Here is a 25,272-nt window from a genome sequence, read left to right as displayed (position 1 = left end):
TCCATTGGACGCTTGCCTTTCCGTGAAAAATCCGTATAAGCCGCCCTGTTCGCAAAACCCGGTCTTCTGGCTGGTGGCTGAACGGAGGGCCGGTTTCCCACGGGAAATCGTTCGGAACGGAAGCGTTCCAGCCTCCCGTGTCTCCGCTCTCGACCGTCTCGGAACGCTTTTCTTGCCTGGGCTCACCCAATCAGGAGCAGTCGTTGAGGCTTAGCCGCCGAATATCGGGTTGAATAAACGCAAGAAAGGCAAAGCTGTCATGGCTCTTTATGAACATGTATTCCTTGCCCGACAGGATATTTCCGCTCAGCAGGTCGAAGCCCTCGTAGAACAGTACAAGGGTGTTATCGAAGCTAACGGCGGTAAGGTCGGGCGCGTAGAAAACTGGGGCCTCAAGTCCCTGACCTACCGCATCAAGAAGAACCGCAAGGCTCACTACGTTCTCGTCGACATCGACGCCCCGGCTGCTGCCGTGCAGGAAATGGAACGTCAGATGCGCATCAGCGAAGACGTCCTTCGCTACATGACCATCGCTGTTGAAGCTCACGAAGAAGGCCCGTCTGCCATGATGCAGAAGCGCGACCGCGACGACCGCGGCCCGCGTGATGGCGCCGACCGTGGCCCGCGTCGCGAATTCGGCGATCGTCCGCCGCGTCGTGATGGCGACTTCCAGCGTGGCCCGCGTCCCGATCGCGCTCCGCGCGAAGACCGTGCATAAGGAGAACTGAGAATGTCTGAATCTTCCTCCGCACCGGTACGCCGCCCGTTCCACCGTCGTCGCAAGACTTGCCCGTTCTCCGGTGCAAACGCTCCGCGTATCGACTACAAGGACGTTCGTCTCCTGCAGCGCTACATTTCCGAGCGCGGCAAGATCGTTCCTTCCCGTATCACGGCTGTTTCGCAGAAGAAGCAGCGCGAACTCGCCCAGGCGATCAAGCGCGCCCGTTTCCTCGGCCTGCTGCCGTACGTCGTCGCTTAATCGGCTGACGAGACCAAATCGAGGGAAGGCAGCAATGCCTTCCCTTCTCCCTTTCGCGATGGGCGCGGATCGGAACCCTTAAAACCCATGTTGAGGCATTCTGAAATCGATTCGGAAAACGCCCTCTAACTGCTTGATGAAGCAGGACAGCGACCATGAAACCATTGAATGCAAAAATGCTGGGCGTCGGAGCCCTTGCCGGACTGGTCGCCGCGTTTCTGGTGTTTGCCGCGGGCCGGCAGCCGTCATCGTTCAGCGCCGTTCTCTATGCCGCCTCCGCGCTTCCGATTCTTCTCGTCGGCCTCGGCTGGGGCAATATGGCGGCGATCTCCGCCGTCGTCACCGCTGCCGTGCTTGGCGCGATCGCCATCTCGCCGTCCTTCGCGGTGATGATGACGCTGGTCACGCTGCTGCCGGCGGGCTGGATCAGCCATCTTGCGAACCTTGCACGTCCGGCCTCCGAACTCGGCGGCCCCGATCATCTGATGGCGTGGTATCCGCTGTCGGATATCCTGCTGCATCTCTGCGGACTGGTGACGCTCGCCGTCATCGTCGTTGGCGTGATGATCGGCTACGGCCCTGAACTGATCAACCGTCTGGTCGACGTGCTGTTCGCCTCGGTGGCGCAGCAGCAATCCGACTTCGCGCCGGATGCGACGGTGATCGCGCAGACCAAGGCGCTCGTCCTCCTGCTTCTGCCGGCCATCCAGGGCGGCATGTGGGTGATGATGCTGTTTGCCGCCTATTACCTCGCGACCCGCATCGTCGCGGCATCCGGCGGCGGCCTGCGTCCCCGCGAGGATATCCCCTCTTCGCTGAGGATGAACCGCAACACGATCTTCATCTTCCTTCTCGGGCTTGCCGCTACCTTTCTGGGCGGCATCCCGGCGATGGTCGGAGCAACCGTCGTCGGCACGTTCGGTGCCGGCTTCCTTCTCTCCGGTTTCGCCGCGCTGCATTTTCGCACGCGCGGCAAGGATTGGCGCCTGCCGGCGCTCGTTCTCTGCTACCTGGCATCCCTCATGTTGATGCTGCCAGCCCTTTTCATCCTCGTTCTGGGGCTCAGCGATACCCGCAAGGCGATCGCGCTCACCCCGAACAAGGATGCTGATGCCCCCAAACAGACAGATTCAAAACTCTAGGAACACGAAAGGAACTCTAACATGGATGTCATTCTTCTCGAACGCATCTCCAAGCTCGGCCAGATGGGCGAAGTGGTCAAGGTAAAGGACGGCTTTGCCCGTAACTACCTGCTGCCGCTCGGCAAGGCTCTGCGCGCCAACGACGCCAACAAGAAGCGTTTCGAATCCGAGCGCGCGACGCTCGAAGCCCGCAACCTCGAGCGCAAGTCGGAAGCACAGACCGTTGCCGACGCTCTCGAAGGCAAGTCCTTCATCGTCGTTCGTTCGGCTGGCGAAACCGGCCAGATGTACGGCTCGGTCGCTGCTCGCGACGTCGTTGAAATCCTGGCCGCCGAAGGCTTCAACATCGGCCGTAACCAGGTTCACCTGAACACCCCGATCAAGACGATCGGTCTGCACCAGGTCGAACTGCAGCTGCATGCCGAAGTCGAGATCAAGATCGAGCTCAACGTTGCCCGTTCGGCTGACGAAGCCGAGCGCCAGGCCAAGGGCGAAACCCTGACGTCGGTCGACGCCATCTACGGCGTGGACGAAGACGCTCTGCGTCCGGAAGACTTCTTCGATCCGGAAGCCGACGGCAACGCCGAAGACGAATAAGGTTCAGGAGAGCAATCTCCGGAATGCGAAAGCCGGGCCTCGCGCCCGGCTTTTTGCTGTCCGCTGTTCAGAAGACTAATTGGCCGCCGTCTTCCGCTCCGGCTCTGCGCTCTTGTCGACGCTGACGACGACCGACAGGCCCGGCCCCAAGCCCTTGGCCGCCGGCTGGTCGGGATCGATGCTGATGCGCACGCCCACGCGCTGGGCGATCTTGACGAAATTGCCGGTGGCGTTGTCGGCCTTGATGACAGCGAATTCGGAGCCGGCCGCGGGCGAAAAGCGCTCGATGCGGCCGGTGAGCCGCTGGCGGCCCAAGGCATCGACCACGATCGAGACGGGCTGGCCGACCTGCATGCCCTCGAGCTGCGTCTCCTTGAAATTGGCGACGACCCAGACATCTTCCGGCACCACAGCCATCAGTTGCGTGCCCGCCGCCACATACTGGCCGAGACGAACGCCGATCTCGCCGAGATGGCCATCGCGCGGCGCCACGATCGACGTGTTCTGGAGGTCGATCTCGGCGAGTTTCACCGTCGCCTCGGCGCTTGCGACATTGGCCTCCAGCAGGGAGCGATTGACGATGATGGTCGCCATATTTTGCTTCGACACTTCCAGCGCCGACTGCGCCTGGTTCAACGCCGCCTTCGCCTCCTCGAGCGTCGCCTGCGCCTGCTCGGATTCGCTGGCCGAGGCAATGCCTCTGTCGTTGAGGTTGCTGATCCGATCCCAGGCGAGCTGCGCGCGCTTGAGCGAGGCGTTGGCACTATCGATCTGAGCCTGGCTGGAGGCGATGGTCGCCTTCGCCGACAGTTCCGACTGGCGGGAATTTTCGAGCGACGCCTTCTGGCCCTCGAGCGCCGAGCGGGCCTGGGCGAGCTTCTGCGTGTAGATGCGGTCATCGATCTTGGCCAGCACATCGCCCTGCCTGACCTGCTGGTAGTCCTTTACGGGAACATCAACGATATAGCCGTTCACCTGCGGGCTCATGATCGTCACGTAGCCCCTGATATAGGCGTTATCGGTCGTTTCGACCGATGTGACGAAGGGCGGCAGGCGCCAGGCGTAAAGCACGAGCAGGACGCCCGCGATACCGGCGAGAATGGCGATGAGACTGGCGGGCGACCGGAATAATTTCGACATGCGGTGAACTCGTGATCAGGATTGAACGGCTGTGGAGGCACTCGGCTCGGCGTCCCGGCGCGTGGAGAGGCGCAGCCATGCCTGATGGACGAGCATGACAAGGAGACCGAGCAGAGATGCAACGCAGATGGCAAGGAAGGTGTCGTTGTAGGCAAGCGTATAGGCCTCACGCGAGACCTGCTGGGACAGCAATGCGATGCCTTCGGCGTTGAGCAATGTCTGGTCGGTGATGACCTTGCCGTAGCCCGCGGACAGCTGCGACACGCGCTGGGCGACCAGCGGATCCTGCAACAGGATATGTTCGACCAGCGCGTTGGAATGAAATTTCTCGCGGATGGTGACGAAGGTGCCGAGCATGGCCGAGCCGAAGAGCGAGCCGATGCTCTGGGTGAAGAGGAAGATCGCCAGGAAATTGACGATGAAGGGCATGCCTCGGGCCATCGCCGCCTTGAAGCCGCTCGCCATCACCGGCGGCAGGAACATCGCCGCGCCCGCGGAGACCAGCGCCTGGCTGAGATACATCTGCTCCGGCCGCGTCAGGCTGGTCGACAGGCTGTCGAGATAGGCGCCTGCCGCGATGAGCACCAGCGATATGAGATGCGCGGTATTGACGTAGCGCGTCGTCATCAACAGCGCGCAGAACAATCCACCCGCGACGGAAGCGACCAGAACGACCGCGTAGAGCTTCGTCGTCTGATCGTTGAGGAGGCCAAGCTGCTGATAGAAGCTGGCAGCCGTCGACGATTGCTCGGACGAGACGAAGCGGAACATCAGCAAGACGCCCGCCATCCTGAGATTGGGTCCCGACAGCACCCAGCGGATATCGAGCATCGGATTTTCGCGCGGCAGCTCGATGGCCACCACCAGCGCCAGGCAAGCGGCCGCGACGGCAAGCAGAACGCCGATCCACGGCGCCTCGAACCACCAGTAGAGCCGTCCAAGCGTCAAAGCGACGGCGAGACAGCCGAAACCGACGGCAAGCAGGAGATAACTCAGAATATCCATGCGCTGAATGACGATCGCGCGCGGCGGCGCCGTCAGAGGCATGGTGTAGATGACGGCGAAGGCCAGCAGCGCCAGCCCCATCTCCAGCGTGTAGAGCGCGTGGTAGCCGCCGAGATCAAGCAGCGACGGCGAGATGATGCGCGCGATCGGAGCGGCGAACAGCGTGCACATCAGCGCCATGCTGATGCCTGTCGTCAACTTGCGCTCCGGCGGAAACAGTTCCAGCATGTAGAGAAAGCCGAGCGTCGAGATCGGCGCGGCCGCTATGCCACTCAGCGCCCGGACGATGACGGCCGAGCGCAGATCGGTCACCAGAAGGTTCAGCACCGCGGCAAGGACGAAGCAGATGATGCTGAACTCGGCGAAGCGCCTCAGGCCATATTGCGTACGGATCTTGAAGAGCGCGATCGACAGGCTGGCATAGGGCGCCATATAGGCCGCCGACAGCCAGGAGACCTCGGCCGCCGTTGCCGAAAACGATCCCTGGAGCTGGTAGATATTGGCATTCACGAGGTTCATGCCGAGGCCCTGCGTGACAAACAGCAGAACCGAGGCGGCCATATAGAAAGGCTTCTTCCAGCCCGGCATCAGCACCACGGGCGGAGGTGCGGGCTGCGGCTCCTGTCCCGTCGTCTCGTCCGCGGCTTTCGGCGCAACAGTGTCGCTGGACGCCTGGACGAGGCTCATCGCTATTTCCTCACACCCCGCGAATGCCCTGCAAATTCGCCTGCATCGCCCGTATCGTATCCAAGGTAGTCCTCAGGTCGCGTTCGGGAATACCTGCGATCACCTGGGCTCGCACGCTGACGGCGATGTCGTCGATCTCGCCGGCGACGACCTTGCCTGTCTCGGTGATGTAGATTTCCTTGGCACGGCGATCTGAACCCGCGACGCGGCGCTCGACGAAGCCCTGCCCTTCCATCGCGTCCAGAATACGGACCAGCGTCGGCGTTTCCAGCTCCAGCCGGTCTGCAAGCTCGCGCTGGTTGATGCCGTCCTTCTTGTTCAGCGTGAAGAACACCCGCGCCCGCGGCAGCGTCATGTTCCGTTCCCGGACGATCTTGTCGAAAACCGCTCTAAGCTTTCGGTTGAAAGCCGCCAAATCTTCAATCAACTCTCGTCCGAGAGGCGCATTTGTCATATTTATCAGCCTATTTAATTAGTGTGCTTATTATATTTTTTATGCCTACAGTCATTTTCCGTGTTTTTCAAGGGGCAATGACGAGAGTCTCGATGCACACTCCCTTACCAAAGCCTAAAATACCACGAACGCGTTGATTCGCGTGAGTCGCTTTGTACCGTGTCCTGATGGCTACACCGCCGGTATTTTCGCGCGATGGCACGATGCGCTGTGGAGAAGTCGAACAACTTGCCAAAGCCAAAGCGTTTTGGCCGTGCGCCATGCTCAGCACTTGATTTTGCCGTTGGTGAATTGCAAACCCGAAGCTGAATAAGACAGAACGGATCAAGATGAACGACGCCGCCCGAAAGATCGCCGCTGTTGCCCAGCCGGAACAGCACTACCGCGAAGCTCCCAACAACATCGAGGCCGAGCAGGCACTTCTCGGCGCGATCCTGATGAACAACGACGCCTATTACCGGGTGTCGGACTTCCTCAAGCCGCCGCATCTCTATGAGCCGCTGCACCGCAAGATCTTCGAGGTCGCCGGCGATATCATCCGCATGGGCAAGATCGCCAATCCGGTGACGATCAAGACCTTCCTGAAGGCCGACGAAAAGGTCGGCGACATGACGGTTTCGGAGTATCTCGCGCGTCTCGCGCGCGAGGCCGTGACGATCATCAACGCCGAGGACTACGGCCGCGCGATCTACGATCTGGCGCTGCGCCGGGCGCTGATCACGATCGGCGAGGACGTCGTCAACATCGCCTACGACGCGCCGCTCGACATGCCGCCGCAGGCGCAGATCGAAGATACCGAGCGCCGCCTGTTCGAACTTGCCGAAAACGGCCGCTACGACGGCGGCTTCCAGGCGTTCAACGACGCGGTGGCGCTGGCGATCGACATGGCTGCGGTCGCCAAGGAGCGCGATGGCGGCCTCTCGGGCATTTCCACCGGCATCATGTCGCTCGACGGCAAGATGGGCGGCCTGCAGCGGTCGGACTTGATCGTGCTTGCCGGACGCCCGGGCATGGGCAAGACCTCGCTTGCGACAAACATCGCCTACAACATCGCCGCCGCCTATGAAGGCGAAGTGCAGTCCGACGGCAGCATGAAGGCGAAACAGGGCGGTGTCGTCGGCTTCTACTCGCTCGAAATGTCGTCCGAACAGCTGGCCACCCGTATCATCTCCGAGCAGACGGAAGTGTCCTCATCGAAGATCCGCCGCGGCGACATCAACGACGCCGATTTCGAAAAGCTCGTCGCCTGCTCGATGATGATGCAGAAGGTGCCGCTCTATATCGACCAGACCGGCGGTATCTCGATCGCCCAGCTATCCGCCCGCGCGCGCCGCCTGAAGCGCCAGCGCGGCCTCGATTGCCTCGTGGTGGACTACATCCAGCTGATGACGGGCGCCGGCAAGGGCGACAACCGCGTGCAGGAAATCACCCAGATCACGACAGGCCTCAAGGCGCTCGGCAAGGAACTCAACGTGCCGATCATCGCGCTGTCGCAGCTGTCGCGTCAGGTCGAAAGCCGCGAGGACAAGCGCCCGCAGCTCTCCGACCTTCGTGAATCGGGCTCGATCGAGCAGGACGCCGACGTCGTGCTCTTCGTGTTCCGCGAGGAGTATTACGTCAAGAACCTGGAGCCGCGCGACATCCACGATCCGAAATATCCGGAGTGGGAAGCGCTGTTCGAGAAGGTGAAGGGCACGGCCGACGTCATCATCGCCAAGCAGCGCCACGGGCCGACCGGCACCGTCAAGCTCGCCTTCCAGTCGGAGTTCACCCGATTCGCCGACCTGGCCGAACCGAGCTTCACGCATTACGAAGAGCAGTAAGGGCCTGAGCAAGCGCCCGACTGTTCTTCCACCCATCACACTTGCTCCCTAAACTGGCCGGAGATTGCATCTGCCGGCCAACTTTCTTGGTGCGAACTATGACCGATTTTCCCGACGACTACGAAGAAGAAGACCGTTTTGCCTCCGCGGGTTTGCGCCTGACGGTGGACCTGGCCGCGCTGACCGATAATTGGCGTGACATGGCGCGGCGTTCCGGCAAGGCGCGCACGGCGGCCGTGGTCAAGGCCGATGCCTATAGCACCGGGATGGAGGACGCCGGCGAGGCGCTTTATCTGGCCGGCGCACGGCACTTCTTCGTGGCGACCGTCGATGAGGGCGTGACGCTGAGGCTCTACGCGCCGGACGCCCGGATCTTCGTGCTATCAGGCATCTGGCCGGGAACCGAGCGGCGCTTCTTCGAGAACGACCTCGTGCCGGTCATATCGTCGGAGGAGCAGCTCGCCTTCTGGATGGCGGTGCTGGCCGAGTATGGCGACTACCCTTGCGCGCTGCATGTCGATACCGGCTTCAACCGTCTCGGCCTCGACATGAACGAGGCGATCGCGCTCGCCGACGACGTGTCGCGTCCGGCGAGTTTCGCGCCCGTGCTTGTCATGAGCCACCTCGCCTGCGGCGACGATCCGAACTCGGCGATGAACAGGCAACAGCTTGAATCATTCCGCAAGGTTAGCGCCGCCTATGAAGGTATCGATTCAAGCCTGTCTGCCTCCGCCGGCATCTTTCTCGGCAGCGACTATCACTTCGACCTGACCCGTCCCGGTATCGCTCTCTATGGCGGTGAAGCGGTGAACGGGATGGCCAATCCGATGCGTTCCGTCGTGACGGCCGAAGCGCGCGTCATTCAGGTGCGTGATGCCAAGGCAGGCCAAGCCGTCGGCTATGGTCGTGCGCTGGAGCTCACCCGCGACAGCCGGCTCGCCATCGTCTCGGCCGGCTACGCCGACGGCTATCCGCGCAGCCAATCCAGCGGCGGCGTACCTTTGCGCCACGTGGCGCCGCAGGGTGGCCACGGCTTCATCGCCGGCCGCAGGGTGCCGATCGCCGGGCGGGTCACGATGGATCTGACGATCTTCGACATCACCGACCTGCCCGAGAACGCGGTCAGCGCCGGCGATTATGTCGAGCTTTTCGGGAAGAACATCGCGGTCGACGACGTAGCGCGGGCCGCGGGTACGATCGGCTACGAAGTGCTGACGAGCATGGGACTGCGCCACGAACGGCGGTATCTGAGCGAGGACGACTGAGCGCATGCCCGGAATCCCTGCCTGTGCCTCTTGGAAGCCTGAAATCTTCATGCTAAAAGAGAACAAAAGGAGATCGAAATGACCGAGATCCATCTCAGCGAGCAAGACCTCACCTTCATCGAGGAGCAGGTAGCGGACGGACGATACCGAAACGCCGAAGAAGTTATTGCGGCCGGGTTGAGACTGCTTGGCAGCGAAGAAGGCGAGATACAGGAACTGCGCCATCTGATCCAACAGGGCATCGATGACATCGATGCCGGACGCGCCATCACGTTCGAAAGCGCCGAAGATCTGACAAAGCACATTCTCATGATGGCGGAGGAACGAAAGAATGCGACCGCGTCAGCTGAAAATGTCGTTCGAGGCGCTGGACGATCTTCTCGGCATGTATGATCATATTGCAGCCTTCGATGCGCTTGCTGCGCGCCGTTTTCTCGATGACATCAACGCCAAGATCGAATGGATAGCAAAGCTCGGCATAGCCGGAAGTCCGCGCGAGTTCATTCCCGGTTTGCGGGCTTTCCCTTATCGTAATCGCTGTATCTATTTCTTCATTGATGATGAGAGGCTTTCCGTCCTGCGCGTGCTGCATGGACGGCAGAAGATCGAGCTCTCACATTTCCTGCGTTTTTATCAGACAGAACAAGAAGACTGATCCTTCCTCATGGCAAAAGCAAGAACACAATTCGTCTGCCAGGGCTGCGGCACCATCCATAGCCGCTGGGCCGGCAAGTGCGAGGGTTGCGGCGCGTGGAACACCATCGTCGAGGAAGATCCGATGGGCGGGATCGGCGGCGGGCCGGCGAAGACGCCGAAGAAAGGCCGCCCGGTGGCACTGACCGCGCTGTCGGGCGAGATCGAGGAAGCACCGCGCATCCACACCGGCATATCCGAGCTCGACCGGGCGCTGGGCGGCGGCTTCGTGCGCGGGTCGGCGGTGCTGATCGGCGGCGATCCGGGTATCGGCAAGTCGACCCTCCTCATGCAGGGAGCGGCGGCCCTTTCGCGGCGCGGGCACCGGATCATCTACGTCTCGGGCGAAGAGGCGGTCGCGCAGGTGCGGCTTAGGGCGCAGCGCCTTGGAGCAGCCGATACGGATGTGCTGCTGGCGGCCGAGACCAATGTCGAGGACATCCTGGCGACGCTCGCGGAAGGCAAACGGCCCGATCTCGTCATCATCGATTCCATTCAGACACTGTGGAGCGATCTTGCCGAATCCGCGCCTGGCACCGTGACGCAGGTGCGCACCGGCGTACAGGCGATGATCAAGTTCGCCAAGCAGACGGGTGCCGCCATGGTGCTTGTCGGCCATGTGACCAAGGATGGCCAGATCGCCGGTCCGCGCGTTGTCGAGCACATGGTCGATGCCGTTCTCTATTTCGAAGGTGATCGCGGCCATCACTACCGCATCCTGCGCACCGTCAAGAACCGCTTCGGACCGACCGACGAGATCGGCGTATTCGAAATGTCGGACAAGGGCCTGCGCGAGGTGGCGAACCCGTCCGAACTCTTCCTCGGGGAGCGCAACGAGAAATCGCCTGGAGCTGCCGTCTTCGCCGGCATCGAGGGAACGCGGCCGATCCTCGTCGAGGTGCAGGCGCTGGTGGCGCCGACCTCGCTCGGCACGCCGCGACGGGCGATCGTCGGATGGGATTCGGCGCGTCTGTCGATGATCCTCGCGGTGCTCGAGGCCCATTGCGGCGTCAAGCTCGGGCAGCACGACGTCTACCTCAACATCGCCGGCGGCTACCGCATTTCCGAGCCGGCGGCGGATATGGCCGTCGCATCGGCGCTGGTTTCGTCGCTTGCCGGTATTGCCCTTCCCGCCGATTGTGTCTATTTCGGCGAAGTCAGCCTGTCGGGCGCCGTCCGGCCGGTTGCGCACACGAACCAGCGCCTCAAAGAAGCCGAGAAGCTCGGATTTTCTGCGGCACTGCTTCCATCGGGGTCCGCCGAACTGCCAAAGGGCACGGGCGGGCGCTGGAGCGAGATCGAAAGCCTGCCGGATCTGGTCGCCCGGATCGCCGGCTCCAAAGGCGCTTTGAGACGTGTGGAAGAAGAGGTTTGATCCTTTCATCGCCATGTCAGGTGATGATATAGGATGCACGCAATGAGGCGCGACTGAGCTGCGAATAGGCGGCCGTCCTGGAGTGGAATTTATATGCCCATTACGATTTTCGACGGTATTGTCATCGGCGTCGTGCTTTTTTCCGCCGTGCTCGCCATGGTGCGCGGCTTCTCCCGCGAAGTTCTTTCCATCGCCAGCTGGGGCGGCTCGGCCGCCGCGGCCTACTATTTTTATCCCTACCTCGTTCCCTACGCCAAGAAGTATACCGACGATGACCGCATCGCGCTCGTCGGCTCGGCCGCGGTCGTGTTTCTGATCGCGCTGATCATCATCTCGTTCATCACCATGAAGATCGCCGACTTCATCATCGACAGCCGCATCGGTGCGCTCGACCGCACTTTGGGCTTCCTGTTTGGCGCGGCAAGAGGCATACTTCTGCTCGTCGTCGCCACCGCTTTCTGGAACTGGCTCGTCGATCAGGACCACCGCCCAGCCTGGGTGAATGATGCCAAGTCCAAGCCGTTCCTGGATTCGATGGTGGTGAAGCTGCAGTCGGTTCTGCCTGCTGAACTCGCCCAGGTCGTGCGTGCAAGCGTGATGGAGAAAATACAGCCGCAGGGCAGCAATACGGAAAGCGACAATGCGCCCGCTTCCGATCAAGCCCCGGCCGAGGATGCCGCGCCTGCCCCTGCCAATGGTGCACAGCAGCCGTCTAATTGACGCAGTGTTCAACAGCTTGACCCAGCCTGTGGCAGTTGCCATTTGACGGGGACGCGAATAAAGGTCCGGCCGGGCACACGCTCCGCCGGGCTTATGCCGTTTTCGGAAGTGCCATACCATTCTTGTGAGAGCAAAGGCCCGCAGCAATGAACCAGTCCCATTCCTCCACGCTCAACGACGAACTCGATGGCGATACGCTGCATGAGGAATGCGGTGTGTTCGGCGTTCTCGGCCATCCCGACGGCGCAACGCTGACGGCGCTCGGACTGCATGCCCTGCAGCATCGTGGACAGGAAGCGGCCGGTATCGTCACCTTCGACGGCAAGCAGTTCCATATGGAAAAGCGCATGGGCCTCGTCGGCGACCACTACACCGATCCGGCGACGCTGGCGAAGCTCCCCGGCTTCATCTCGATCGGCCATACCCGCTATTCGACCACGGGCGAAGTGGCGCTGCGCAACGTGCAGCCGCTGTTTGCCGAACTCGAGGTCGGCGGCATCGCCGTTGCCCATAACGGCAACTTCACGAACGGCCTGACGATGCGGCGCATGCTGATCGCCGATGGCGCCATTTTCCAGGCGACGTCGGACACCGAAGTGGTGCTGCATCTGATCGCCCGCTCCAAGCAGGCCACCTCCTCCGACCGCTTCATCGACGCTATCCGCCAGATGGAAGGCGGCTACTCGATGCTGGCGATGACCCGCACCAAGCTGATCGCGGCGCGTGACCCGATCGGCATCCGCCCTCTCGTCATGGGCGAACTCGACGGCAAGCCGATTTTCTGTTCCGAGACCTGCGCGCTCGATATCATCGGCGCGAAATACATCCGCGACGTCGAGAACGGCGAGGTCATCATCTGTGAGATCCAGTCCGACGGCTCGATCACCATCGACAGCCGCAAGGCCGACCAGCCGAAGCCCGAGCGCCTCTGCCTGTTCGAATATGTCTATTTCGCCCGTCCCGATTCCGTCGTCGGCGGCCGCAGCGTCTACACGGCGCGCAAGAACATGGGCATCAACCTCGCCAAGGAAGCGCCCGTCGACGCCGACGTCGTCGTGCCGGTGCCGGATGGCGGCACCCCGGCAGCCCTTGGCTTTGCTCAGGCGAGCGGCATTCCCTTCGAATACGGCATCATCCGCAACCATTATGTCGGCCGCACCTTCATCGAGCCGACGCAGCAGATCCGCGCCTTCGGCGTGAAGCTGAAGCATTCGGCCAACCGCGCGATGATCGAAGGCAAGCGCGTCGTCCTCGTCGACGATTCGATCGTTCGCGGCACCACCTCGCTGAAGATCGTGCAGATGATCCGCGATGCCGGCGCCAGGGAAGTGCATATCCGTGTCGCCAGCCCGATGATCTACTTCCCGGATTTCTACGGCATCGATACGCCCGATGCCGACAAGCTGCTTGCCAACCAGTATTCGAGCCTGCAGGCGATGTGCGACTATATCGGCGCCGACTCGCTCGAATTCCTGTCGATCGACGGCCTCTACCGCGCCGTCGGCGGCGCGAGCCGCGATGCCGCCAACCCGCAGTTCACCGACCACTACTTCACCGGTGACTACCCGACCCGCCTGCTCGACAACGACAGCACGAGCAATGTCCGCAAGCTCGCCGTGATGGCCAGCAACGGCTGATCTCGACCGACCTTTCGATCGAGGGGTGGTCAGCGCCCCTCGCCTCCCCGCGCATACGGATAAGGCTACAATGAGCGTCAATCTCTCCGGCAAGGTCGCACTCGTCACCGGCGCATCGCGCGGGATCGGCTATTTTACCGCGCTGGAGCTCGCCAAGGCCGGCGCGCATGTCGTCGCCTGCGCCCGCACGGTGGGTGGCCTCGAGGATCTCGATGACGCGATCAGGGCCGTCGGCGGTTCGGCGACGCTCGTTCCTTTCGACCTCGCCGACATGAACGCCATCGACGCGCTCGGCGCCTCGATCTTCGAACGCTGGGGCAAGCTCGACATTCTCGTCGCCAATGCCGGCGTGCTCGGCGTGATCTCGCCGATCGGCCATATCGAGGCAAAGGTGTTCGAGAAGGTGATGACCATCAACGTCACGGCGACGTGGCGGCTGATCCGCTCGGTCGACCCGCTGCTGACGCGCTCGGAAGCCGGCCGCGCCGTTATCCTGTCTTCGGCGGCCGCGCATCGTTGCCGTCCGTTCTGGGGCGCCTATTCGGCCTCGAAGGCCGCCGTCGAGGCCCTGGCGCGCACCTGGGCCGGCGAAACGCAGAGCACGGCGCTTCGGGTCACCAGCGTCGACCCGGGCGCCACGCGCACCGCGATGCGCGCGCAGGCGGTGCCGGGCGAAGATCCGGAAACGCTGCCGCATCCTTCCGAGGTTGCCAAGGCGATGATGCCGCTTCTGGCTCCCGACTACACCGAAACAGGCAAGCTGTTCATCGTACGCGAGAACAAGCTCGTCGGTTACCAGATGCCGGGCTGATCAGCCTCCCGTCCAGACGCGGCCCCGAACACGCACCGAGGACGGTCTCGTTCGGGGAGAGAGTTCTTACGAGCATCCGGCCCTTCGCTTGCGCTCCGGGCGTTCGACGCTGCAATCGATTTGCTGGATCAATTGCCCGGGCTCAGCCCGACCGCGTCTCACCCCCTTGACCAATGCCCGAAGCCGCGCCATAAAACCCGCCATGAAGACGGTTACCTGCATTATCTGCCGGAAGATTATTCGCTAGCGCGCTCGCTGGCCTGGCCGTTTTCGTCTCCCAACACGCCAAGATGACAAACGCCCCGGCCCGCCGGCGGCGATACGTTTTTCGGATTATGGCATTTTGGGAGAATAGACATGGACGGCCAGTCGGGATCGAAGACGCCGGAACTCAAGCTCTACAACACGCTGACGCGCGAGCGGACGGTTTTCGCACCGATCGATCGCGACAACGTGCGCATGTATGTCTGCGGCCCGACCGTCTATGACTTCGCCCATATCGGCAACGCCCGCCCCGTCATCGTCTTCGACGTGCTCTTCCGGCTGTTGAAGCACGTCTATGGCGACGATCACGTCACCTATGCGCGCAACATCACCGACGTCGACGACAAGATCAATGCGCGGGCGCTGAGTGATCATCCGAGCCTCTCGCTGAACGACGCGATCCATGCCGTGACCGAGAAGACGGCGCGGCAGTTCCACGAGGATGTAGCCGCACTCGGCTGCCTGGAGCCATCGGTGGAGCCGCGGGCGACCGACAATATCACCCAGATGATCGAGATCATCGGGCGGCTGATTGCGCGTGGCCACGCCTATGAGGCCGAGGGCGAGGTGTTGTTCGACACCAAGTCGATGGCCGATTACGGCCAGCTTTCCAAGCGCCCGCTCGACGAGCAGCAGGCCGGCGCCCGCATCGCGGTCGACGCGCACAAGAAGAACCCCGGCGACTTCGTTCTCTGGAAGGCCTCCAGCGACAGCGAACCCGGCTGGGAAAGCCCCTGGGGTCGCGGTCGTCCCGGCTGGCATATCGAATGCTCGGCGATGAGCCAGCGCTATCTCGGCGACGTCTTCGATATCCATGGCGGCGGGCTCGACCTGATCTTCCCGCACCATGAAAACGAGATCGCCCAGTCGCGCTGCGCGCATGGCACCGAGGTGATGGCGAATGTGTGGATGCACAACGGCTTCGTGCAGGTCGAAGGCCGCAAGATGTCGAAGTCGGAAGGCAACTTCATCACCATCAACGAGTTGCTGGCAACTGAGAAATTCGGCGGTCGCAAATGGCCGGGCGCTGTACTTCGCCTTGCCATGCTGATGACGCATTACCGCGAGCCGATCGATTTCTCGGTCAAGCGCCTGGAAGAAGCCGAACGCTTGCTGGCGAAGTGGCCGGCGGCGGACGCCGGCGACGCGGCACCCTCGGCGGCGGTCGTGAACGCGCTCCGCGACGATCTCAACACGGTGGCTGCCGTGCAGGCGCTGCATGCGCTGGCCCAGGACGCCAACGCCGACAAATCGCTGTTGCCGACCTACGCCGCGAGTGCCGCCCTGCTCGGCCTGTTGCCCGAGATGGCGGAGATCGACGAGGCGGTGGCGATCGAGATCGACCGGCGCGTGAAGGCACGGCTGGAACTGCTGAAGACCAAGAACTTCGCCGAAGCCGACAAGATCCGCGACACGCTGCTGGCCGAGGGCGTGCAGTTGAAGGACGGCAAGGATGCAGCGACCGGCGAGCGGGTGACGACGTGGGAGTTGAAGCGGTAGTCATGGTCAGCGCTGCGGCCTGCGATACCCCCCTCTGCCCTGCCGGGCATCTCCCCCACAAGGGGGGAGATCGGCTGGGCGTGGCCGCATCGCTCGGTTACCAGTGCTTCGAATCCATGCAACGTTGCGTTGGGCAGCGTCATCGCTACTATCCAATCTCCCCCCTTGTGGGGGAGATGTCCGGCAGGACAGAGGGGGGTAACGCACCCACTGCGCTAACGAAGGAGCATGCCATGACCCATGCCCCCGTTCCCCCGCAGCGCCGTGCCAATGCCAAACGTATGCGCAAGGCGCTGACCGAAGCCGAACTCAAGCTCTGGAACGAACTGCGCGCGCATCGGCTAATGGGCCTCGGCTTTCGCAGACAGGTCCCGGTCGCCGGCTTCATCGTCGATTTTGCCTGCCCCCAGCATCGGCTGATTGTCGAGATCGATGGTTCGCAGCACGCGCGCGAACCGAATGCTGTGTATGACGAAGCAAGGACGCGCCGCCTCGAGGCCGACAACTGGACGGTCCTGCGCTTTTGGAACGACGACGTCCTGCGCGATATCGACAATGTCTGCCTGCATATCCTCACGATCATAGGAAGACACAGCTCATGACCTTAACCTACACCGGCGGCTGCCAGTGCGGCGCGATCCGTTTCCGGGTCCGGGGGACGCTCACGGACTCCTCGATCTGTCATTGCCGCATGTGCCAGAAGGCCTTCGGCGCCTATTACGCGCCGCTGGTGTCGGTGCGTGGCGCCGAGCTCGAGTGGACGCGGGGCGAGCGGAAGCGGTTTCAATCGTCGAACGTCGTGGAGCGCGGCTTCTGCTCCGATTGCGGCACGCCGCTGACCTATGAGGCGCCGGATGGGATCGCGATTGCAGCCGGCGCGTTCGACGATCCCTCGTCGCTGCCGCCGGTGATCCAGTTCGGCACCGAGCGCAAGATCGACTTCGTCGACCACCTGCACGAACTGCCGGCCCGCGTCACCGAGGACGATGCCGAGGCAGCACCCTTCGTGCTCGATCTCGTCTCCAACCAACACCCCGACCACGACACGGCCGAATGGCCATCTGGAGCATCATCATGAGCGAACCCATCCGGACAGGCGGATGCCAATGCGGCGCCGTGCGTTTTCGTATCTCTGCCAAGCTCGGGCGACCGTCGATCTGCCATTGCCGCATGTGCCAGAAGCAATTCGGCGGGTTCTTCTCGGCGTTGGTGACGGCACCCGAGGAGGGTCTGGAGTGGACGCGCGGCGCGCCGAGCTATTTCCAGTCATCCGTCAACATCGAGCGCGGCTTCTGCAAGGATTGCGGCACGCCGATGATCTACAGGCATCCCGGCGGGCTCGAGCTTGCGATCGGCACCTTCGACGACCGCAGCGATCTCGCGCCACAGATCCAGGTGAACTACGAGGCGCGCGTCCCCTGGGTTGAGACGATCTTCGACCAGCCGGTTCATACCGACCCCGATTTTTATGCACGGCAGGAGGCGATCATCTCCTTCCAGCATCCCGATCACGACACCAATATCTGGCCAGCCCAAGGCGTGAAAATATGACCGAAGTTCTCCGAACGCTCTATCCCGAAATCGAACCCTATGCATCGGGCCATCTCGACGTGGGCGACGGGCACATGATCTACTGGGAACGCTCGGGCACGCCGGGCGCGAAGCCGGCCGTCTTCCTGCATGGCGGCCCTGGCGGCGGTATCGCGCCGAGCCATCGCCGGCTGTTCGATCCCGCGCTCTACGACGTGACGCTGTTCGACCAGCGCGGTTGCGGCCGCTCGACGCCACATGCCGATCTCAATGCCAACACCACCTGGCACCTGGTTTCCGACATCGAGCGGCTGCGCGAGATGGCCGGCGCCGACAAATGGCAGGTCTTCGGCGGTTCCTGGGGATCGACGCTGGCGCTCGCCTATGCCGAGAAATATCCGGAGCGCGTATCGGAGCTCATCGTGCGCGGGATCTATACGCTGACGAAGGCCGAGCTCGACTGGTACTATCAGTTCGGCGTCTCCGAGATGTTCCCGGACAAGTGGGAGCGCTTCATCGCGCCGATCCCTGAGAACGAGCGGCATGAGATGATGCACGCCTATCATCGCCGGCTGACGCATGATGACAAGGCGGTTCGGCTGGACGCGGCCAAGGCCTGGAGCATCTGGGAAGGCGAGACGATCACGCTAATGCCGGAGCCTTCGACCAGCGACAAGTTCGAGGAAGCCGAATTCGCCTATGCCTTCGCGCGCATCGAGAACCACTTCTTCGTCAATGCCGGCTGGATGGAGGAAGGTCAGTTGCTGCGCGACGCGCACAAGCTGAAGGACATTCCCGGTCTCATCGTCCACGGCCGATACGACATGCCCTGCCCGGCCAAATATGCCTGGGAGCTGCACAAGGCCTGGCCGAAGGCGGATTTCCACCTGATCGAGGGTGCGGGGCATGCCTATTCGGAGCCGGGGATCCTCGACAGGCTGATCCGGGCGACGGATATGTTTGCGGGGAAGAGCTGAGGGAACTGCGGGTGAGGAACTGCGGGAACTGTGCCTGTGGCCCCCTCATCCGCCTGCCGGCACCTCCTCCCCAGTGGGGAGAAGAGACTCGTTGCGGCCTCTCATTCGTCCAGCAACAACTCTGTTGGAGCAATGCCGGTGCCGCATGTCCCTTCTCCCCATCGGGGAGAAGGTGGCGGCAGCCGGATGAGGGGGCCACCGCCGTCAACGCGAGCGATAACAATTGACCCGGCCACCGGGAGGAACCGACATGAAAGACCGCATCTATCTCTTCGACACCACGCTGCGCGACGGGCAGCAGACGCCGGGCATCGACTTTTCCGTCGAGGACAAGATCGCCATCGCCACCATGCTCGACGAGTTCGGGTTGGATTACATCGAGGGCGGCTATCCGGGTGCGAATCCGACGGATACGGCTTTCTTCAACGAGAAGCGCACCCGCAACGCCTCGTTCGTCGCCTTCGGCATGACCAAGCGCGCCGGCGTTTCGGCCTCCAACGATCCGGGGCTCACCGGCCTGCTGCAGGCGCAGAGCGACGCGGTCTGTCTGGTCGCCAAGAGCTGGGACTATCACGTCAAGGTCGCGCTCGGCTGTTCCAACGAGGAGAACCTCGAAAGCATCTCCGAGAGCGTCAAGGCCGTGGTCGCCGCCGGCAAGGAGGCGATGGTCGATTGCGAGCATTTCTTCGACGGCTACAAGGCCAATCCTGAGTATGCGCTCGCCTGCGCCAGGGCAGCTTATGATGCCGGCGCGCGTTGGGTCGTGCTCTGCGACACCAATGGCGGCACACAGCCACCCGAGGTCCGCGACATCGTCGGGGCGGTGATCGCCGCAGGTGTTCCCGGGCACGGTCTTGGCATCCATGCGCACAACGACACCGGCCAGGCGGTCGCCAATTCGCTGGCCGCCGTGGAGGCCGGCGTGCGGCAGATCCAGGGCACGCTCAATGGCATCGGCGAGCGTTGCGGCAACGCGAATCTGGTGACGCTGATTCCGACGCTGGCGTTGAAGGAGACTTATTCCTCGCGCTTCACGACCGCCATCGACCCGGAACGTCTTCTCAATCTGACGCGGCTGTCGCATGCCTTCGACGAGCTGTTGAACCGCTCGCCCGATCACCAGCTGCCCTATGTCGGCGCATCCGCATTCGCGACCAAGGCCGGCATCCATGCCTCGGCGCTGCTCAAGGACCCGCGCACCTACGAGCATGTGACGCCGGAGAGCGTCGGCAACTTCCGCAAGGTGATGGTGTCGGACCAGGGCGGCAAGGCGAACTTCATCAACGCGCTGAAGCGGCGCGGCATCGAGGTGGGCAAGGACGATCCGAAGCTCGACCGGCTGATCTCGCTGGTCAAGGAGCGCGAAGCCTCCGGCTATGCCTATGAAGGTGCCGATGCCAGCTTCGAGCTTTTGGCGCGGCGCACGCTCGGCACGATCCCCGAGTTCTTTTCGGTCGAGGGCTTCCGGGTGATGGTCGAGCGCCGCTTCGATTCGCACGGGAAGGTGAAGATTGTTTCCGAGGCGGTCGTGAAGCTCGGCGTCGATGGCCAGACCATCATGTCGGTGGCGGAAGGCGATGGCCCGGTCAACGCGCTCGACCTCGCGCTGCGCAAGGATTTCGGAAAATACCAGCACGAGATCGACGATCTGGTTCTGGCCGACTTCAAGGTGCGTATCCTCAATGGCGGCACGGAAGCGATCACCCGCGTGCTCATCGAATCCACCGACAGCGACGGCGTGCGCTGGTGGACGGTCGGCGTGTCGGAAAACATTATCGATGCCTCGTTCCAGGCACTGATGGATTCGGTCATCTACAAGCTGATGAAAAACCGGCAGCTGGCGGGGAAGATCGCGGCCGAATAGGGCCGCTCAATGCAGGTTGGCCATGACGAGGCCCCAGCGCTCCTGCGAGTACCATTCCTGCTCGGTCTTGACCGCATTCCAGCGTAGCGCGTGAATGCGGTTGAGCCCTCCTGCGTGGAAGGCACGATCGAGCGCGGCGTAGGTGGACAGATCGCCCGAGATCCCCTCGCCCCAGACGAAATTGACCGGCTGCAGAAAGCGCGCGCTCAATTCCTCCCCTTCCCTGCCGATGACGAAGAAGGCGGCCTGCGAGGTGACCCCGAGCAGCCGGCCTTCGCCGCCAATCGCGGGTGTGCCGAGCGGAAACAGCAGCCGTCCGCCGGACGCAAGCTTGTCGATCCAGGGTTCGGCCGGATGATGCAGAGCGAAATTCACGTAGACGACATCCGCAGCCTCACGGGGCCATTCGAGGCCGTTTCCATTGACGACCTCGACGTTTTCGTATCGCTCGAGATTGCGCCTGGCCTGCTGCGCCAGTTCCGCGTCGAACTCGACGGCCACGACGCGGCCGGTCTTTCCGACGATTTCGGCGATGATCGCGGTATAGTAGCCGCTGCCGGCGCCGATGTGGCAGATCGTCTCGCCCTTGCGCAACTTCAACCGGTGCAAGGCGCCCGCATGCAGGCTCGGGCTGCCATTGTTCACCTGGCGATCGGCCTGCAGCGCGAAGAGCAGATCCTGATAGAGGACGACCGGATCGTCTGACGGCACCTCCATGTAGCGCTTCCAGTCGCGCATCTTCCACGGCGGCGGCCCCAGAAAGTTCTCGCGCGGCACAATGGAGAAAGCACTCAGCAGCGCCTCATTGCGGTCGATGCCGGCTCTGGCCAGCATTTGCGCGGCGTATGCGCGGCGGCAGATTTTCAGCTCGGCTTCATCCACGATCGCATCCTTGTCCTTCAGCCGTATCGAATATCGCTTCAACGAAATGAATTGGCCTATTCATGGCCATTGCGCTAATCGGGTGCCAATCACAAAATCAATGGAAACACCCCATGTCCGCAGATGCAAGCATCCCGCTCGTCAAAAACGAGGACAGTCCGCGTGGCTTCGCCTTCGCGCTTACCGCCTATCTGCTGTGGGGATTCCTGCCGATCTACATGAAGGCGGTCGCGCATATTTCGCCGGCCGAGGTGATCGCGCATCGCATCGTCTGGTCGCTGCCGCTTGCCGGCATCGTGCTTATCGTCCTCGGCCGCACGCAGGACATCCGCATCGCGCTGCGCTCACCGCGCATGCTGGCGATGGCGGCGCTGACGGCGGCGCTGATCACCGTCAACTGGGGAACCTATGTCTGGGCCATCGGCGCCGGCTATTCGCTCGATGCGGCGCTGGGCTATTTCATCAATCCGCTCTTCAGCATCTTCCTCGGCGCCGTCGTCCTGAAGGAGAAGCTGCGCCCGGCGCAGATCGGCGCGATCGCGCTGGCGGGCATCGCCGTCGTGGTACTCACGGTCGATGGCGGTGGCATTCCGTGGATTTCGCTGACGCTGACGATTACCTGGGGTCTCTACGCGCTTTTTCGCAAGACCCTGCCGCTCGGACCGAACCAGGGGTTCTTCCTGGAGGTGCTGATCCTCAGCATCCCGGCCTTCTTCTACATTCTCTATCTGGAACTCGGCACCGGCACCGGCCATTTCTATCGCACCGGCTGGACCGATACCGCGCTGCTGCTCGGCTGCGGCCTGATCACCGCCGTCCCGCTGATGATCTATGCCAACGGCGCCAAGCTCCTGAAGCTGTCGACCATCGGCATCATGCAGTATATCGCGCCGACGATGATCTTCCTGATCGCGGTCTTCCTGTTCAAGGAGCCGCTCGGCACCGCGCGCATGATCGCCTTCCCGCTCATCTGGGCAGGACTTGTCCTCTACAGCTGGTCGATGCTCAGAGGCAGCCGGGGGCGATAACCCCCCTGGGGGTTACATCTTCGAAATAACGGCTTCCTCGCCGTCGCGATCGCTCGCGACTTCCGCCGCCTGCGCCATGATCGTGGGAATGATCTCTTCGATGCTGTCGATGACGAGCGGCTGCACCCTGTGGGCGGTGTGGATGAAGCCCTCGTCGGTCATGTGGCGCAACAGTTCCATCATCGGGTCCCAGAAGCCGTTGATATTGGCGAAGATCATCGGCTTTTCGTGACGGCCGAGCTGCGCCCAGGTCATGATCTCGATGATTTCCTCCAGCGTGCCGATGCCGCCGGGAAGCGCGACGAAGGCGTCCGAGCGCTCGAACATGGTGTGTTTGCGCGCATGCATGTCCGGCGTTACAATCAACTCGTTGAGCTGGCCGAGCGAGTGGCGGGTCGCCTCCATGTCGATCAGGAATTCGGGAATGATACCGGTCACCTGACCGCCATTCGAGAGCGCACCGTTCGCAACCGCCCCCATGATGCCCTTGGTGCCGCCGCCGTAGATCAGGCGCAGGCCGTAATCGGCGATTTCCTTGCCCAGCGCGCGGCCGGCGGCCATGTGGCTCGGGTCGCTACCGGGGCGCGAACCACAGTAGACACAGATGGAGCGAATGGAATGAGATTGATCTGTCATGGGAGCAAACAACTATTCTCTCTGGGTCCAGTCAAGAAAAATGACGGAAAACGTACATCTTACATTTGCCCGGCTACTTTGACTGCTTGTGCAAAGCAACGGGAATCGCTAGCAATTTCAGGAAGTCTGGCAAGATTGCCGCTTGGGGAGACCTGATGATGAAAAACCGCGCCGGCTTGCTGGCCCTTGCAGTGCTTGTAATCGCAATTCTGTTGATGGTCTTTGTCGTCATGCCCCGTATCGGTGGCGATGCCGCCAAGGTCGGTGACGCAATCAATCAGGCAAGCTCCGAGGTCAAGAAAACCGTTACCGAATCCGCCAAGACGTCGCGTCCGACGGCGCCCGACGATGCCGCGACCGCGCAGAAGCTCGGCGGCCTGACGACGGCGGCCGGCCAGGCACTTGGCGAACTTAAGGCGCTGTTTGCCGACGGCAAGGGCCCGGCCGACGATGTTTACGCGGCCGCCAAGACGAAGACGATCGCAGCGCTTCAGGCGGTCGTCGATTTCGCCGCACCCGAGGGCACCAACCCGATCACCACGGCCGCGATCGACAAGGCCAAGGCCGGCGCCGCCAAGGCGCTGTCCATCATCCAGGCGCTGCCCGAGACGATCGCCGACGCGGCCGCCGCCATCGCCCGCGCCGAAGCCGCGCTCACGGGCGCGCCGGAGCCCGCCGCTCCCGCCGCAAACCAGACCGAGGACAATGCGGCCGCGACGGTGCCGGCCGTACCGAAACTGCCGACCTTCGACGTGCTGCGCGTCGAGCCTGATGGCTCCACCGTCATCGCCGGTTCGGCGGAACCAAACAGCAAGCTCGAAATCCTCGACCGCGACACGGTGCTGATGGGAACCGATGTCGGCGACAACGGCGATTTCGTCGCCGTTCTGGAAAATCCGCTGTCCAGCGGCGACCACCAGCTGCAACTGCGCGCGACGGCCAAGGACGGCAAGGTGACGACCTCCGAAGAGATCGCCACCATCTCGATCCCGAAGGACGGCAATGCATCGCAGCTGCTCGCCATGGTCTCAAAGCCAGGCGCCGCCAGCCGCATCATCACCGCTCCCGGTGTGACGCCACCGACAGCCGCGAGCGGCGCCACCGCGACCGACCAGGCCTCGGCAGCGCCGCAGGTACAGGCTCCCGCGACCCCAGACACGGCGGCCGAGCCGACGACAGCGGCGGCCGCCGCCGACGTCCGGGTCAATGCCGTCGAGATCGAGGGCGACAAGATCTTCGTCGCCGGCACCGCGAAGCCTCAGTCCAACGTATTCGGCTATGCCGACGACAAGCTAATCGGCAAGGCCAAGGCCGGCCCGGACGGCCACTTCGTCATCGATGGCGTGATGCCGCTTGCCGTTGGCGACCACAAGATCCGCGTCGACGTCGTCGATGCCGCCGGCAAGGTTCTGGTTCGCGCTTCCGTGAACTTCAACCGCCCCGAAGGCAACCAGGTTACGGTGGCCGCCCAGTCCGGCACGCCCGCCGGCAATGCGACCGCGCCGATGCTGTCTATTGACGAGAGTGCGCTCGGCAAGCTGAAGAACGATGCCGCCAAGGCGTTCACGCTGCTCAGCGGCCTGTTCGGCGACGGCAAGGTGCCCGGCACCGAACAGCTCGCGGCAGCCCGTTCCGCCAACGAGTTCGCGCTGAAGGCGATCGTCGATTTCCGTGCGGCCGCCGATGCGACCGCCGATTTCAAGGAGCGGGTGACCACGTCCTCGATGAAGGCTAGCGATGCGCTGAAGCTGCTGCAGTCGCTGCCGCGCGACGCCAATTCGGTCGGCGCGGCGCTTGCAAGGCTCGGCCAGATGGTGGCCGAGCTGACGGCACCGCCGCCGGCAGCACCCACGGCACCGGCCGCCCCCGCCGCAAACGAAGTCGCCAGCGGCAACGCCGGTCCGGCGACCATCGAGCAAGCACCGCTGCAGGAGAGCAAGGAAACCGTGATCATCCGCCGCGGCGATACGCTGTGGCAGATCTCGCGCCGCATCTATGGCGCGGGCGTGCGCTACACGACGATCTACGTCGCCAACGAGGACAAGATCGTCAACCCGGACCGCATCCTGCCGGGCCAGATCTTCGGCCTTCCGAAGGACGCGCTGCCCAACGCCGAGGAGATGCATCGCAAGCGTCTATCGGGCGAACAGCTTTAGGCCGGACAAGAATACTGAAGATTACCGGGGCCGGCATCGATATGATCGCCGGCCTCTCTTTTCCTTTGATCCTCTTGTGTTGTATTGCTCCGCCCGGAACCCTATCT

25 protein-coding genes are annotated in these 25,272 nt (G+C 62.8%); 20 read left to right on the top strand and 5 right to left on the bottom strand.

Translation table 11 applies throughout. The features are described 5' to 3' along the window. Nucleotides 1-259: 259 nt before the first annotated feature. From rpsF to rplI, 4 genes are all read left to right on the top strand, one after another. The gene (gene rpsF / locus GGQ67_RS07365; protein WP_037180256.1) at nt 260-718 is read left to right on the top strand and encodes a 30S ribosomal protein S6; all 459 of its coding nucleotides are present in this window, start codon (nt 260-262) and stop codon (nt 716-718) included. Nucleotides 719-730: 12 nt separating this feature from the next. Beyond that, entirely contained in the window at nt 731-979 is a 249-nt protein-coding gene (gene rpsR, locus GGQ67_RS07360; RefSeq protein ID WP_007531286.1) for a 30S ribosomal protein S18, read from the top strand. Nucleotides 980-1,134: 155 nt separating this feature from the next. Continuing rightward, complete coding sequence (locus GGQ67_RS07355; RefSeq protein WP_183899539.1) at nt 1,135-2,121, top strand: YybS family protein; 987 nt, start codon at nt 1,135-1,137, stop codon at nt 2,119-2,121. 21 nt (nt 2,122-2,142) lie between these two features. Continuing rightward, entirely contained in the window at nt 2,143-2,718 is a 576-nt protein-coding gene (rplI, locus tag GGQ67_RS07350; RefSeq protein WP_018898761.1) for a 50S ribosomal protein L9, read from the top strand. A gap of 75 nt (nt 2,719-2,793) precedes the next feature. On the opposite strand, the gene GGQ67_RS07345 is transcribed toward rplI, so the two are convergent. From GGQ67_RS07345 to GGQ67_RS07335, 3 genes are read right to left on the bottom strand one after another with little or no spacing between them, the layout of a single operon-like run. Then, complete coding sequence (locus tag GGQ67_RS07345; protein WP_183899538.1) at nt 2,794-3,858, bottom strand: HlyD family secretion protein; 1,065 nt, start codon at nt 3,856-3,858, stop codon at nt 2,794-2,796. A 15-nt stretch (nt 3,859-3,873) separates the two neighbouring features. After that, complete coding sequence (locus GGQ67_RS07340) at nt 3,874-5,550, bottom strand: MFS transporter (protein ID WP_183899537.1); 1,677 nt, start codon at nt 5,548-5,550, stop codon at nt 3,874-3,876. A gap of 10 nt (nt 5,551-5,560) precedes the next feature. Then, nucleotides 5,561-6,004 (bottom strand): MarR family transcriptional regulator, encoded by a 444-nt coding sequence (locus tag GGQ67_RS07335; protein WP_026283054.1) that lies wholly within the window; start codon nt 6,002-6,004, stop codon nt 5,561-5,563. Nucleotides 6,005-6,333: 329 nt separating this feature from the next. Here GGQ67_RS07335 and GGQ67_RS07330 point away from each other — a divergent pair, with 329 nt between their 5' ends. From GGQ67_RS07330 to cimA, 14 genes are all read left to right on the top strand, one after another. Further along, nucleotides 6,334-7,827, top strand: a complete 1,494-nt coding sequence (locus GGQ67_RS07330; protein ID WP_183899536.1) for a replicative DNA helicase — start codon at nt 6,334-6,336, stop codon at nt 7,825-7,827. A gap of 98 nt (nt 7,828-7,925) precedes the next feature. Continuing rightward, nucleotides 7,926-9,092: an alanine racemase gene (gene alr, locus GGQ67_RS07325; RefSeq protein WP_183899535.1), complete on the top strand. Its 1,167-nt coding sequence runs from the start codon at nt 7,926-7,928 to the stop codon at nt 9,090-9,092. Nucleotides 9,093-9,170: 78 nt separating this feature from the next. Next, nucleotides 9,171-9,485, top strand: coding sequence for a type II toxin-antitoxin system ParD family antitoxin (locus tag GGQ67_RS07320; RefSeq protein ID WP_183899534.1), 315 nt, complete (start codon nt 9,171-9,173; stop codon nt 9,483-9,485). Beyond that, a complete protein-coding gene (locus GGQ67_RS07315; RefSeq protein WP_246400142.1) occupies nt 9,424-9,747 on the top strand; it encodes a type II toxin-antitoxin system RelE/ParE family toxin in 324 nt (107 codons plus the stop codon). Before GGQ67_RS07320 ends, GGQ67_RS07315 begins: the two co-directional genes overlap by 62 nt. A 9-nt stretch (nt 9,748-9,756) precedes the next feature. Continuing rightward, nucleotides 9,757-11,160, top strand: coding sequence for a DNA repair protein RadA (gene radA / locus GGQ67_RS07310; protein ID WP_183899533.1), 1,404 nt, complete (start codon nt 9,757-9,759; stop codon nt 11,158-11,160). A 93-nt stretch (nt 11,161-11,253) separates the two neighbouring features. Then, nucleotides 11,254-11,880: a CvpA family protein gene (locus GGQ67_RS07305; protein ID WP_183899532.1), complete on the top strand. Its 627-nt coding sequence runs from the start codon at nt 11,254-11,256 to the stop codon at nt 11,878-11,880. A 146-nt stretch (nt 11,881-12,026) separates the two neighbouring features. Then, nucleotides 12,027-13,517 (top strand): amidophosphoribosyltransferase, encoded by a 1,491-nt coding sequence (gene purF / locus GGQ67_RS07300; protein ID WP_183899531.1) that lies wholly within the window; start codon nt 12,027-12,029, stop codon nt 13,515-13,517. Between the two features lie 70 nt (nt 13,518-13,587). Further along, nucleotides 13,588-14,328: an SDR family NAD(P)-dependent oxidoreductase gene (locus GGQ67_RS07295; RefSeq protein WP_183899530.1), complete on the top strand. Its 741-nt coding sequence runs from the start codon at nt 13,588-13,590 to the stop codon at nt 14,326-14,328. A 357-nt stretch (nt 14,329-14,685) separates the two neighbouring features. Beyond that, the gene (gene cysS, locus GGQ67_RS07290) at nt 14,686-16,092 is read left to right on the top strand and encodes a cysteine--tRNA ligase (protein ID WP_183899529.1); all 1,407 of its coding nucleotides are present in this window, start codon (nt 14,686-14,688) and stop codon (nt 16,090-16,092) included. Nucleotides 16,093-16,325: 233 nt separating this feature from the next. Further along, the gene (locus GGQ67_RS07285) at nt 16,326-16,694 is read left to right on the top strand and encodes an endonuclease domain-containing protein (protein WP_183899528.1); all 369 of its coding nucleotides are present in this window, start codon (nt 16,326-16,328) and stop codon (nt 16,692-16,694) included. Next, nucleotides 16,691-17,170 carry a GFA family protein gene (locus GGQ67_RS07280; protein ID WP_183899527.1) on the top strand — a complete coding sequence of 160 codons (480 nt, stop codon included), beginning with the start codon at nt 16,691-16,693 and terminating at the stop codon, nt 17,168-17,170. Before GGQ67_RS07285 ends, GGQ67_RS07280 begins: the two co-directional genes overlap by 4 nt. Next, the gene (locus GGQ67_RS07275; protein ID WP_183899526.1) at nt 17,167-17,643 is read left to right on the top strand and encodes a GFA family protein; all 477 of its coding nucleotides are present in this window, start codon (nt 17,167-17,169) and stop codon (nt 17,641-17,643) included. Before GGQ67_RS07280 ends, GGQ67_RS07275 begins: the two co-directional genes overlap by 4 nt. Further along, nucleotides 17,640-18,599 carry a prolyl aminopeptidase gene (gene pip, locus GGQ67_RS07270; protein WP_183899525.1) on the top strand — a complete coding sequence of 320 codons (960 nt, stop codon included), beginning with the start codon at nt 17,640-17,642 and terminating at the stop codon, nt 18,597-18,599. The genes GGQ67_RS07275 and pip overlap by 4 nt, the downstream gene beginning before the upstream one ends. Before the next feature lie 250 nt (nt 18,600-18,849). Then, entirely contained in the window at nt 18,850-20,463 is a 1,614-nt protein-coding gene (gene cimA, locus GGQ67_RS07265) for a citramalate synthase (protein WP_183899524.1), read from the top strand. Nucleotides 20,464-20,469: 6 nt separating this feature from the next. Here cimA and GGQ67_RS07260 read toward each other — a convergent pair whose 3' ends face one another. Further along, complete coding sequence (locus tag GGQ67_RS07260) at nt 20,470-21,345, bottom strand: protein-L-isoaspartate O-methyltransferase family protein (RefSeq protein WP_343056491.1); 876 nt, start codon at nt 21,343-21,345, stop codon at nt 20,470-20,472. A 113-nt stretch (nt 21,346-21,458) separates the two neighbouring features. Here GGQ67_RS07260 and rarD point away from each other — a divergent pair, with 113 nt between their 5' ends. Further along, nucleotides 21,459-22,373, top strand: a complete 915-nt coding sequence (gene rarD / locus GGQ67_RS07255; protein WP_183899523.1) for an EamA family transporter RarD — start codon at nt 21,459-21,461, stop codon at nt 22,371-22,373. 12 nt (nt 22,374-22,385) lie between these two features. Here rarD and GGQ67_RS07250 read toward each other — a convergent pair whose 3' ends face one another. Further along, nucleotides 22,386-23,009, bottom strand: a complete 624-nt coding sequence (locus GGQ67_RS07250; protein WP_183899522.1) for an LOG family protein — start codon at nt 23,007-23,009, stop codon at nt 22,386-22,388. Between the two features lie 155 nt (nt 23,010-23,164). Here GGQ67_RS07250 and GGQ67_RS07245 point away from each other — a divergent pair, with 155 nt between their 5' ends. Beyond that, entirely contained in the window at nt 23,165-25,165 is a 2,001-nt protein-coding gene (locus GGQ67_RS07245; RefSeq protein WP_183899521.1) for a LysM peptidoglycan-binding domain-containing protein, read from the top strand. Nucleotides 25,166-25,272 lie beyond the last annotated feature (107 nt).

Source organism: Rhizobium metallidurans, from assembly GCF_014196505.1.
Taxonomy (GTDB): domain Bacteria; phylum Pseudomonadota; class Alphaproteobacteria; order Rhizobiales; family Rhizobiaceae; genus Rhizobium; species Rhizobium metallidurans.
This window is presented reverse-complemented; position numbering and strand designations above follow the sequence as displayed.